At 48.2% G+C, this 11995-nt stretch carries 11 protein-coding genes and 2 pseudogenes; 10 read left to right on the top strand and 3 right to left on the bottom strand.

Annotated elements, in window-relative coordinates:
• Positions 1–84 precede the first annotated feature (84 nt).
• On the bottom strand, positions 85–1080 hold the full coding sequence (locus tag H6H02_RS15055) for a YegS/Rv2252/BmrU family lipid kinase (RefSeq protein WP_190819100.1): 996 nt from the start codon (positions 1078–1080) through the stop codon (positions 85–87).
• 100 nt (positions 1081–1180) lie between these two features.
• Positions 1181–3490: a bifunctional (p)ppGpp synthetase/guanosine-3',5'-bis(diphosphate) 3'-pyrophosphohydrolase gene (locus tag H6H02_RS15050; protein ID WP_190819092.1), complete on the bottom strand. Its 2310-nt coding sequence runs from the start codon at positions 3488–3490 to the stop codon at positions 1181–1183.
• Positions 3491–3864: 374 nt separating this feature from the next.
• Here H6H02_RS15050 and patD point away from each other — a divergent pair, with 374 nt between their 5' ends.
• The 9 genes and pseudogenes from patD to H6H02_RS15005 all read left to right on the top strand — a co-directional run bounded on the left by patD (position 3865) and on the right by H6H02_RS15005 (position 11391).
• Positions 3865–4254 (top strand): heterocyst frequency control protein PatD, encoded by a 390-nt coding sequence (gene patD, locus H6H02_RS15045; RefSeq protein WP_206757286.1) that lies wholly within the window; start codon positions 3865–3867, stop codon positions 4252–4254.
• Between the two features lie 178 nt (positions 4255–4432).
• Positions 4433–5002, top strand: coding sequence for a zf-TFIIB domain-containing protein (locus H6H02_RS15040; protein ID WP_190819088.1), 570 nt, complete (start codon positions 4433–4435; stop codon positions 5000–5002).
• A gap of 64 nt (positions 5003–5066) precedes the next feature.
• Positions 5067–6725: an ABC transporter ATP-binding protein gene (locus H6H02_RS15035; protein ID WP_190819086.1), complete on the top strand. Its 1659-nt coding sequence runs from the start codon at positions 5067–5069 to the stop codon at positions 6723–6725.
• Positions 6726–6921: 196 nt separating this feature from the next.
• Positions 6922–7266, top strand: a complete 345-nt coding sequence (locus H6H02_RS15030) for an RNA-binding protein (RefSeq protein ID WP_190819084.1) — start codon at positions 6922–6924, stop codon at positions 7264–7266.
• A gap of 33 nt (positions 7267–7299) precedes the next feature.
• On the top strand, positions 7300–7482 hold the full coding sequence (gene rpsU, locus H6H02_RS15025) for a 30S ribosomal protein S21 (RefSeq protein ID WP_190412664.1): 183 nt from the start codon (positions 7300–7302) through the stop codon (positions 7480–7482).
• 228 nt (positions 7483–7710) lie between these two features.
• Entirely contained in the window at positions 7711–8292 is a 582-nt protein-coding gene (locus tag H6H02_RS15020; RefSeq protein WP_199329205.1) for a hypothetical protein, read from the top strand.
• Positions 8293–8543: 251 nt separating this feature from the next.
• The gene (locus H6H02_RS15015; RefSeq protein ID WP_190819082.1) at positions 8544–8999 is read left to right on the top strand and encodes a hypothetical protein; all 456 of its coding nucleotides are present in this window, start codon (positions 8544–8546) and stop codon (positions 8997–8999) included.
• A 274-nt stretch (positions 9000–9273) separates the two neighbouring features.
• Positions 9274–10808, top strand: a pseudogene (locus H6H02_RS15010) (serine/threonine-protein kinase).
• 409 nt (positions 10809–11217) lie between these two features.
• Positions 11218–11391 (top strand): hypothetical protein, encoded by a 174-nt coding sequence (locus H6H02_RS15005; protein WP_190819080.1) that lies wholly within the window; start codon positions 11218–11220, stop codon positions 11389–11391.
• 45 nt (positions 11392–11436) lie between these two features.
• On the opposite strand, the gene H6H02_RS15000 is transcribed toward H6H02_RS15005, so the two are convergent.
• The gene (locus H6H02_RS15000; RefSeq protein ID WP_190412666.1) at positions 11437–11631 is read right to left on the bottom strand and encodes an NblA/ycf18 family protein; all 195 of its coding nucleotides are present in this window, start codon (positions 11629–11631) and stop codon (positions 11437–11439) included.
• Positions 11632–11908: 277 nt separating this feature from the next.
• Here H6H02_RS15000 and H6H02_RS14995 point away from each other — a divergent pair.
• Positions 11909–11995, top strand: a pseudogene (locus H6H02_RS14995) (IS630 family transposase); the annotation flags it as partial.

The raw sequence follows: 11995 nt of genomic DNA, 5'->3' as shown, positions 1-11995 counted from the left end.
GGGGTAACTCTCCAACCGATAAGATGACAAGGTTTCATTGTGTTCTCCTACTTAATGATGACTTAATGATGAATGACTTCCAAATCAAACCTCTTCAGGCGGAATTGAATTCTCCTTGGATTCAATGATTACACTGGGTAAACCTTCAAGTTTTTCCATCGGCAGGGATTCTTCCATCAGAGGCACCAAAAGCCTTAAGCCGCCAGGAATGCACTCGACATCAATCGGAGTAGTGCCGATAATTTCCCCATCTACGACGACTTTTTGCTCTGGATTAGTTCGGACTTGAATCCGTCTAGCTCGCAGATAGCCGATGTCGTCTCGTTCTGCCGCACTGCCACTTAACGCCGTTTGAAGTAAATGATAAGAGGCAGCGATCGCTCCGGCAACGTTACTCGGTGCGACGACGGTTAAATCTAGCAACCCATCATCAAAAAGGATACCCGCTGGACCTTGAGCCAAAATGGATGTGGGGGGTGCAGCATTGGCAATCGTTACGGCAGCAGCGGTGAGTTTCACGATTTTGTCTTCCGTCTCAATCTCAACCTCGAATGTGTTGAACTGCCGCAACTGTTGAATTCCTGCCAAGATGTATGCCAGCATCCCCAAGCGGTTCTTCGTCTCTCTGTCCGCCCGTTCAACGGCTTCTGCCTCAAAACCGATCCCCGCGAGTAATATCATCGGTTTGCCGTTGCAGTAGGCGGCATCCACTACCCGCGTGACACCTCCCAAAATTGTCTCGCAGGCGGCGTCTATCGTATCCGGTAGCCCTAAAGCAGAGGCCAGGGCATTTGCGGTTCCTCTTGAAATCACGCCCATTGGAATGTTCGTCCCCACCAAGGCATCGGCGGCGGCTGAGAGGGTACCGTCACCACCAGAGGCAATGATGGTAGTGGCACCGCGTTCCACTGCTTCTCTTGCCAGTTGAGCGGCATCAACTTCTGGCGTCGTCAGATAAATATCTAGGTCAAACTCCGGCTCTAAAAGTGCCCGAATTTTTGCCAAATCTTGATCGGCATCGCTTTGACCGGCAACTGGATTAAAAATGAGACACGCAGAGCGTTTTACGTCATTAGTCATTAGTCATTCGTCCAATGTCATCAGCCGTGAGTTATGGTCATTCGTCCAGACAAGGAGTCTATATATTGTCAGTAGCGAAGGACAAATGACCGCAGGATTTCTATTCACATCCTTGACCAAAGCGACGTAAATTGAGAACGTCACTGATTTGGCGAATTTGGGTGAAACAACGCTCTAGTTGTTGGAGATCGCGGATATCAATACAGAGGTCGATAATTGCCGGTCGCCCATCGGATGTTTTCACCCCTGCACCCCGCACATTGATATTGTCATCGCTTAAACGGGACAAGATATCGTTAAAGACTCCGACGCGGTCAAGCACTTCAATTTGAATGCTAATTTGGTAGGTTTGGGGACGTCCACTGGAGTCGGTGGGGTTCCAGCTAACGGGGACTAAGCGATCGCCTGGGACAGTCGCCACATTATTGCACCCTTGGCGGTGAATAGAAATTCCGCGATCGCGGGTCACTACACCAATAATCGCTTCACCGGGGAGCGGCCCGCAACATCCAGCGCGATGATACAGTAACCCTTCCACACCCGCGATGGGAGTTTTACTGGTGTTGGGAGTTGGGATCGGGCTTTTCGAGGTTGGGAGTGCGACAGACGCTGCAAAATCTTTGATCGAGTCGGGAGCAGCGGCAATCGTTTGAGTCCCTTTCACGGCTTCTCGGATGCGATTGACGACCAGATTTAGAGTGACTTCCCCGTAACCAAGGGCAGCCAATAAATCATCGACGCTGTGGTAATTACATCGTTCGGCGACCGACTGCATGGGAGTTGACTTCAGCAGCGATTCAAAGCCACTTTTGCCCAATTCTTTTTCGAGCAGTTCCCGACCGCGAGCAATATTTTCTTCGCGGTGCGATCGCTTGTACCATTGGCGAATCCGGTTTTTCGCCCCGGTTGTCACCACAAAATTCAGCCAATCCAAACTCGGACGGCTATTTTTCTGGGTGATAATCTCAACAATGTCTCCATTTCTCAGGAGCGTGTCCAGTGTCACCATCCGACCATTGACCCGCGCCCCTGCACAGCGATTCCCCACTTCTGTATGAATCCGGTAAGCGAAATCAACAGGAGTGCTACCCCCAGTCAGAGGTACCACGTCTCCTTGGGGCGTAAACACATAAACATCATCGTCAAATAAGTTGTCTTTGACGTTTTCCAGGTATTCCTGAGCATCCTTGAGATCGCTTTGCCATTCCAACAGCTGCCGCAGCCAGGTAAACTTCTCATCGGTTGCTGTCATTTGGGTACGGCTAGAATTCCCCGTTTCCTTATATTTCCAATGAGCTGCGATTCCGTACTCGGCAATGTGATGCATTTCCAAAGTCCGAATTTGCACCTCTAAGGGACGACCCGTAATTCCGAGAACTACCGTATGCAGAGACTGATAGCGGTTAGGCTTAGGTAAACCAATGTAATCTTTAAACCGACCGGGGATCGGTCGAAAGGCATCATGAACGACAGCTAAGGCGCGGTAGCATTCTTCATTCGTCTCGACAATCATCCGAATCGCTGCCAAGTCGTAGATTTCGTGAAATTCCTTCTGCTGCCGCTGCATTTTCTGGTAAATCCCATACAAATGCTTGGGACGTCCGCTGATGTCAAGGCACGTAACCCCAGATGAGGTCAGTCCTTGCCGGAGAATTTCTTTAACGTTTGCCAATCGAATCTCTCTGTCTGCCCGTTTTTCTGCCACCAACTCTTGTATTTTCCGGTAAGCTTCGGGTTCGAGATACTTAAACGTCAAATCTTCCAGTTCCCACTTAAATCGTCCGATCCCCAGTCGATTTGCCAGGGGTGCGAAGATTTCTCGCGTTTCCTGGGCAATCCGCCGCCGTTTTGCATCAGGCAGGTGTTCTAGGGTTCGCATATTGTGCAGCCGGTCGGCTAGCTTCACCACAATCACCCGGATATCTTGAGCCATTGCCAGAAACATTCGGCGGAAGTTCTCGGCTTGGCGTTCGGTCTTGCTGGAAAAGGTTTCTGAAAATTTAGAAAGTTTGGTGACGCCGTCTACTAGCAGCCGCACTTCTGCGCCGAAGCGCTGTTCGATTTCGTCGAGGGTGACGGGCGTATCTTCTACCACATCGTGCAGAAAGCCAGCCGCAATCATGGCAGCACCACCGCCCAACTCTCGCAAAAGACCAGCAACGGCGACCGGGTGACAGATGTAAGCTTCCCCTGATTTGCGAGTCTGACCTTCGTGTAGCTGGTAAGCAAATTCAAAGGCGCGACCGATTAAATCAGCTTCCGCAGGGGTTGGGAAAACTTTGGCAGTTGCACCTTCGGTCGGGGTGGGCTGTTTGGGTGTTTGATTGTCCTCGTGGCGTGCCTTCAAACATTCCTGTAGCCAGTCAGGAATAGCACAACTAATTGTAGAAGTTGGGGCTTGTGTGTTCATAGTGTTGAGCAGGTCGATCATAAAGAGTAAAAATAGCGAGGAGCTGTGTGACGGGGAAAATGACTTTGTCTAGAGGCTAAAGGGATAGCTCCTAGGGTCTGCATTGAAGAGTCCCTAGGTTTCGTGAATTTTGGATTTTCAATTGTCAAGGGTCGATGGTAAGAATATTGTCAGAAATAGAGCGATGCACCAAGATACCGCTTGGCTAATGCCTACGCTTACTGTGCGTCGCGCTTCTGGTGCGACGGATCGCTCTTATCCTGACCTAAAGCTTGCTTGAAGATTGCAAGCCTACACCAGTTAGCTGGTGCTTAGCAGTTGCCTTGTTGAATAGACAAAATTCTTTACATTGATTCTAGCGGAACAACGTGCCAATGTTGCCACAGTCTTACCAACAACGTTATCAGGAACTTCTGACAGCCTTAGAACAGCTGCTGCATACAATCACAGCCACCCATCAAGAACGAGAAGCGATCGCTGAAAAATTTCAACACGTCAAACAAGTTTTTGAACAGCAAATTACCACTTTGACGGGTGATGAATTAGATCCAGAGATTGAGCCTCGGTGGAGGTCTTTCCAGACGGAAATCTATCGGGCGCTGCGACTTTTAGAGATGGATATGACATTTTTGCAGGCATCTCGCCGTTCGGCAACCGCCAATCCCCGGCAAGCTGCGATCGGCGATCGCTTATCAACCCTGATGAGCTACTGTCAAGCTCTCCTACAAGCAGACGGAGATCGGGAAAGCACGGGAGAAATATAAGGGCGGTTTTCCTTGGTTTTCTCTAGCATCTCTCTGGCATCTCACACAGAGAAACTGGATAAACCCGCCCGCTCTGGCTGCAAGGGATCGCAAGAGTCCCTGTCCGGTGCAAGTGCAAGATGTCCGAAAAAACAGAGTAAATTAATAAAAAATTCAAATGGGAGAGGAAGAAAAACTGGTGAACTGTCCAAAATGTAAGAGTGTATCTCTACTCGATGGCACCCTAGCGGGAAATTTAGCTGTAAAGCACTGTACCGAGTGCAAGGGAACCTGGATTCCCGCTGCGGAATATGAGGCATGGCAAGCGCAGCAACCGGAACTGAATCCTGTAGATCCGGAATCTATCGCTCAAATCCTGAATGTAGATTTTGTACAGTCTCCCTTTGATACCAAAGCGGCGCTGTGTCCGGAGTGCGGTCGTTATCTTTCTCGTGCCAAGGTAAGGCTGAAAACGCCGTTTTATGTAGAGCGTTGCCTGAATTGTAGTGGGATTTGGTGCGATCGCGGTGAATGGGAGGTGCTATCGCAATTAGGACTGCACACGACGATTGAGCAGCTGTTTTCCAGTGAATGGCAGATCAAGGTAGAAAAACAGCAACAATCAGAGAAAGAACGTGAAGCCACAACGGAAAAACTCGGTCCCGAATTAGCAGCGCGGGTGTTTGAGCTGGCGGAACAGTTAGCAAAACATCCGAATGGAGATTTTGGTGTCGCCTATCTGATGCGCCAAGTAGGCGTCACAAAATAGCGGAAATTGCTATCGTGTTGGATTGCTAATTGTTCATCATCCATTATTTATTCCCCCTTACCGAATGACTGAGAGCCTGTTTTGTGTAGAAAATCTCCGGGTTGCTTATCCCAGCCGTCGGTCTACTTCCATGCCTTCCTGGGCAGTGGATGATGTTTCTTTCACGTTAGAACCTGGAGAGAAACTGGGATTAGTAGGAGAATCAGGCTGCGGTAAATCAACTCTGGGAAGGGCAGCAATGCGCTTGTTACCAGCCTCGTCTCGCATTGAGGGGCGGGTGACGTTTGCTGGGAAGTCGGTTTTCGATCTGACACCGGCACAGTTACGGCGGTTTCGGGGGGAAGCGGTGGCGCTGGTGTTTCAAGATCCGATGACGCGCCTCGATCCCCTGATGACGATCGGAAAGCACTGTCTGGAAACTATCGGGAGTCATCAACCTCATCTGTCACGACAACAGAGGAAGGAAAAGGTACTGGAAACACTGGATGCAGTAAAGATCCCGGCAAGTCGATGGTCGCAGTATCCTCACGAGTTTAGTGGAGGGATGCGGCAACGGGTCGCGATCGCGCTGGCTTTGCTTCTCAACCCAAAGCTAATTGTGGCAGATGAGCCTACGACCAGTTTAGACGTGACCGTAGCCGCGCAGATTTTACAAGAATTGACGCGACTGTGCCGGGAACGGGAGATGGCATTGTTGCTGATTTCTCACGATTTGGCAATGGTGGGAGAGTATTGCGATCGCATTGCGGTGATGTATGCCGGGAAAATGGTAGAAACGGGTTCGCCCCAGTCTATTTTTCGGCAACCGCAGCACGAATATACGCGATCGCTTCTGGAAGCGGCTTTTCACATCCGGAGATATGACACCGGAGCCGAGGAGCCGCAGAGCAATGAACCCTTACCAACCCCCCTACTGCGAATCAAAAATTTGCAGCAATACTACACCTTAGAGAGCAATTTCCTGGGACAGTTTTTTTCCAAAGATGTCCCCGTTATTAAAGCAGTAGATGATATCAACTTGGAACTTTATCCGGGGGAAATTTTAGGCTTAGTCGGGGAATCTGGATGCGGGAAGAGTACCTTGTCCCGGACGATCTTGCAGTTAATTCGTCCCACGAAGGGAAGCGTTGAGTTTCTGGGACAGGATTTAACTCAGATGTCTACTAAAGCTGTGCGAGCATCGCGGCGGCAAATCCAAATGGTGTTTCAAGATCCCCATGCTTGCCTCAATCCGCTGATGACGGTGGGTGAAAGTATTGCCGATCCCCTGTTTATTCACAAACTGGCTAGCGCTGATGAGGCGAAAGCGCAGGTAATGCAGATGCTTGAGCGAGTGGGCTTAACGCCTACAACCGAGTATTATGAGCGGTATCCCTCAGATTTATCGGGAGGACAGCAGCAACGGGTCGCGATCGCCCGGGCTTTGATTACTCGCCCCAAACTGCTCATCTGCGATGAGCCGGTGAGTATGCTGGATGCCAGCGTCCAGACACAGGTACTGGAGTTAATGTTAGAGTTAAAGCGAGACTTCGAGTTAACGTATTTGTTTATTACTCACGACCTCTCTGTGGCGAGATTTTTATGCGATCGCATTGCAGTCATGAATGCTGGTCGCATTGTCGAACTCGGCTCAACCCACGAGATTTTTACCAATCCCCAGCACCCCTATACCCAGACATTACTACAGGCCGCCCCCTTATTGGTCTCACAGCCGCCAAAATAGAATTTGTTTTGAATGACCAGCTTTGAATGGTCAGCACAACATGGCTCTACGAGCGGCTTCAGAGTCAGGGACTAAATCGTATGTTAAAATCCTTTAATATAGACTTAAATTCGGCTGTAGTGTTTGTTATTTCTACTGACAGGCGTTTCTCCGGATATAACTCTCCACACCACTTTTTTGATTCTGGAGACATTCCATGTCAATCTATGTAGGCAACCTATCCTACGACGTTACGCAAGAGGATCTCAGCAGTGTCTTTGCTGAGTATGGAACTGTTAAACGGGTTCAGTTACCAACTGATCGCGAAACGGGTCGCATGCGTGGGTTTGCTTTCGTGGAAATGGATACAGAAACGGAAGAAACTGCTGCCATAGAAGCTCTCAACGGCGCTGAGTGGATGGGGCGAGAGCTAAAAGTGAACAAAGCCAAGCCTCGTGAGGATAGAGGAGGCGGAGGTCGTCCTGGTGGTAGCTGGGGCGGTAACAATAGAGGCGATGGCGGCGGTGCTGGCGGCGGTGCTGGCGGTTATCGACGCTACTAATCATGCAATTAATTTAGTTTAGGAGGACACCGGATGACCCAAGTAGTTGTAGGCGAAAATGAAGGCATTGAGTCAGCCCTGCGCCGATTTAAGCGTCAAGTCTCTAAAGCAGGGATTTTTCCAGACATAAGACGGCAACGTCACTTTGAGACTCCTTTGGAAAAACGCAAGCGCAAAGCGATCGCGAGAAGGCGTAAGAAGCGTTTCCGCTACTAAGTATTACTGTCCGAAAATCAAGTTTAAGACAGATTAATCACTTCATCTGTAACATTCTTCAGCACAGCGCAGCCTCAAGAGCGTTTTACAGCTTGCTATCAAGCGATCATTTGCTTAGGCTCTATTTCAAAAGCTGGTGAGGCCTTAAAGCAAAATTTGAAGGCATCACCGTCACAAGTTTTGAAATAGAGCCATTTCTTGTATTTTTCTCTACAAATTTTAGCAAGCATGACCCCAGAAGCAATACGTATTATCGCTGACCTAAGGCGTGAGTTTTATTCTCTCTTTGCTACTGCTATGAATGTGCCAGTGAGAGTTACTGGAAGTTCTTATAGTAGTAATTTTCCGATTGCATCTTGGATAGACAATCGGAGCCAAGTGAACTACATAAGTATTTACGCATACACTGCACCGGACAAGTTAATCCCTCAACGCCCGTTTCTTCTGCGAGTGGCGATTAATAAGAGCGCTGGTAGAGTTACAACGGCACAATGGGGAAGAGAATGTCGAGGACTGAATCAGGGTTGGTACTTCGAGTTAACCGTACTGCCTGAAGAAATCTTAGACTTTCTACCTTGGGTTGTTAGCTTAGTGAAAGCGCACGATCGAGGTTCCTTGTCCCTTGTTCAAGAACCCCCTCATCCATTTGAATTTAAAGTGTCTGAAGGGCCGGTGTCTAATGATGCTTGGACTCATTCTGCTTTAAAGGTTGCAGACTCTTCAAAGTCTGAATCTTTCGTTCCCGCAGTGCTTCCGGAGCCGAAGAACCGAGGTGCAGCGGTGTCTCGGAGTAGAAGAGCCGGACTGTAAGAGCGGATTTTTTCTAAACATTTGGCGATGTCTTCGATGTCACACATAACATTGATAAACTGTCCTGGGGATCGAGGCAGTAGAATTATAAAAGATTCCTTAGTTTGATTTTGGGATAAAGCCGCACAAGTGTATTGCACTTTACGTCCCAAGACTCCGGTTATACTAAACTTACTTGTCGCCTTGAATATTCATCCTACAAGGGAAGAATATTCAAGGCGGCGTTTCAAGCAGGCAGCAAGGTGACAACCGTGGGTCACACTTTTTTAATGGAGGCAGGACGATGGACGCTCCAAGGAAATTGGCTGGAGCGTCACGAGATGCCAATCACCGTGAGTGGCAGAACATTAGTCGCCTGGGGTCGAGAAAACTGGTTCACAATGGTGACGAAGCTGAGCTTTCCCGGCAGTGCCCGCGAAGAAATTTCTTTACAATATCGTGGGCGATTTGATGCTGGGGAACGCCAATATACCTTTGTACTACAACACAATCTTTTAGGTCGTGTTGAGGGCGAGGGCTGGGTTACGCCAGATTCGATCGTACAGCGTTATTGGGTATTGGGCGATCGCCAACGGCGCACTGGTTTTGATACTTTGCACCGCCTCAATGAAAATACCTACTATTTTTCTAGTGGCATCATGGCGGGTCATTATTTGACTAGCACGATGGAAGCAACCGTGGAGCGTCAGCCACAATCATATTCTTGATCGCTCTGGAATTTCAGCTTCAGGCTCTAGGTGATCGGTAAGAAGTATAAAGTGTGAAATATGAAGTCGAATTTGGGAAATATAAAGTAAGAGGTAGGAAGTAGGAAAGGGCGGTATCTCGTCTTTTTGGTTTCTTGCCTGGAACTTAATCTCTGTTTTCACCCGAAGGCTTAAAACTTCATCCTGAAGACATCAGACTTCATCCTTTGAGATCAAGTTAATAGCTCCCTATAGGTAAATTTTACTAAATGCTCCGTATTTTAGGAGCCGAATTATGATTACAGACCCCAACACCGATCGCTTACTCGCCAATCGCTATCAACTCTTGAAGTTGGTAGGCAAAGGCGCAATGGGTCGAGTGTATCAAGCCAGGGATATGTTACTGGGAGGCGTTACCGTCGCGGTTAAGTTCCTCTCTCAGACACTGCTGAACCAAAAAATGCGCGATCGCTTTGAGCGAGAAGCGACCATCTGTGCTGTTTTGGGAGAAAACAGTATTCACATTGTCCGAGTCAGGGATTATGGCGTGGACGAGAACGAAATCCCGTTCTACGTCATGGAATTTCTCCAAGGGGAGAGCCTGAGCGAGGTTCTTAAGGATCGTCCCCTCTCCTTGCCTCGGTTTTTGAATATCACTCGCCAAATTTGTTTAGGGCTACAATGCGCTCACCAGGGCATCCTCATTGAGGGTGAAGTCTGCCCGATTATTCATCGGGATATTAAGCCTAGTAATATTACAGTTGTTCAAGATACGACTTTAGGTGAGTTAGTCAAGATTCTAGATTTTGGCATCGCCAAGCTGCTCCAGTCTGACAGCGCTCAGACTAACTCGTTTATGGGCACTTTAGCCTATTGTTCTCCAGAACAAATGGAGGGGAGAGAACTGGATAAACGCTCTGACATTTATAGTCTGGGCGTCATGATGTTTGAGATGCTGACGGCTGAGATGCCTTTAATGGCAGAGACTCACTCGTTTGGGGGTTGGTATAAAGCTCATCACTTTATCCCTCCGAGAACTTTTGAGTCGGTTAACCCCGATCTAAAATTGCCGAAATCTTTAGAAAGCTTAGTGATGAGCTGTTTGGCAAAAGTACCTAGCGATCGCCCTCAAAATGCAGCTCAAGTGCTACAAGCATTAGAGCCATTGGAGCAACGTTTTGGTCAAGGTCGGCAACTAGGTCAGCGGATTGGCGAAGTTTTATCCAAACTGCCTGTCGTGGCTGACCCCACGCCCAAAAACGCCCCGACAGCGGAGGAAGTCTGTCGCTTAACTTCCTGGCCTAAAAACAAACCGATTGCAGAGATTGTATTTCCCCATCTGCTTCGCACTAGCCGGGAAGTTTTGCCTACCTTGTGGGTGATGCTCCACAAACCGGAAATTCAGAATCGCTTGGTCAGCACCCGCTACAATCAGTTTCTGTTTTTGATGTCTCCCCATCCCATGCTGCTGTGGATTACCGCCCTGCATAACCGCGAATATGGCGCTGGCTTAGTTGCTACCTGGATCTAAAAACTTCTATGGGTCAAGAAATTGTACGACATCTGGGAGAAAGCGGGATTTACCGGATTTTGTTCTTTGCTTTGGAAGAACCGCATCGGTGTGCAAATATGATGACCTCCACGATTGCCCCTGTCCAACGCCAAATGCTGCAAGAGTGGGCAAATACAAGTCAGACGCTACCCTCAGTGGCTCAGCCCCAAATGAGTAAAAGTCTGCTCAAGCAGGAGTTTGAGAAGCTAAAACCCAAGATTTTGATGAAGCTGGAATCTATTCAGACCGGAGATTATTCTTCGGATATCTCAGGCTAGTCTGGTTTCTGATTTAGGGAACGAGAGTCAGGAGTTTGTTGAGAATTCCATAGACTCGCGCTTAATGGTTTCTAGTTTGCGCTTTGCATTTTGCGCTTTAGCTCTTTGCTTGCGCGATCGCCTAGTGTCTGCCCGATAGTGTCTGCCCGAAAGGCTGCTTGCAAACCGTCTATTCGCTAGCGGTACTCGCTTCCACCGATGCCTGTACACGATGTCTGCATAGCGATAAAGCGATCGCAATTACTTTGGTATTCCAAAAATCTTTTGTAGTACAGAGAATATAAAATCAAAAAACTAATCTTGCTTATGCCAGTACTGCCAGACCTGGCATCAACAGTACAACTTCATGTCAAAATTCTGAAAAATCGGTACCCACTCAGTAACCCTGACACGCAAGCCGAGAAATTTTTTGCCTACGCTAATCTACTTAAACACGCTTTCTGACGAAAAGATACTATCTTTTCCAGCTTATATTCAAACAGACAACGCTTCCGACCGTAAGCAATTTTCTAAAACTCAACGTTCTGAAAATGTTCTGGAAACTGAAGTTGACGCCCCAGCACCCCCAGCTTCTTTCCCCTGAGGAACAAAGCAAGAGACGGAGGTCGCCCACTGCGACACGGATGCTCTATTCCTGAGGATTTGGCTCTAAGCCCCATTGGTGCTTCAGAAGATGCTTATATGTAGCTTCGCGCATCACCATTTGTTCATAGAGCTTGACCAAGAAGTGCTGAGCTTGTTCGCGGCTCATATTCTCCACTTGGCTTTCAAAGGAACGGATGCTGAATTGTTGTTCGAGAGACAGTTCGATAGGTTGGTTCATGGTAAGCTCCGACTTTAGAGAAAGTGTATATTTATCGATCGCTGAAGCACTCACAGGGTAAGGGCTGAACATCGGTGAACCGTCTAACCATTTCCCTGTTATTACGAAAGATAACAATAATTTGACAAAATGCCCATCTTTCTTTGTATATACTTCAGTTAATCCCAAAGATGGAATATGCACCCAGAAAGTTTCATCTAGGGTTGCGGTAGTTTTATAGCTGTCGCCAGTTCAGTTAGGACGTAGAGTGGTGATAGAAGTGACTGGAAACTCTGTGATGGCAAAAGCTTACAGTTATGACTTACGCCGGAAGGTCATCCAAGCAATCGAGTTAGATGGACTCAACAAGAGTGAAGTGAGCGAG

The organism is Coleofasciculus sp. FACHB-1120 (assembly GCF_014698845.1).
Classification (GTDB): domain Bacteria; phylum Cyanobacteriota; class Cyanobacteriia; order Cyanobacteriales; family FACHB-T130; genus FACHB-T130.
This window is presented reverse-complemented; position numbering and strand designations above follow the sequence as displayed.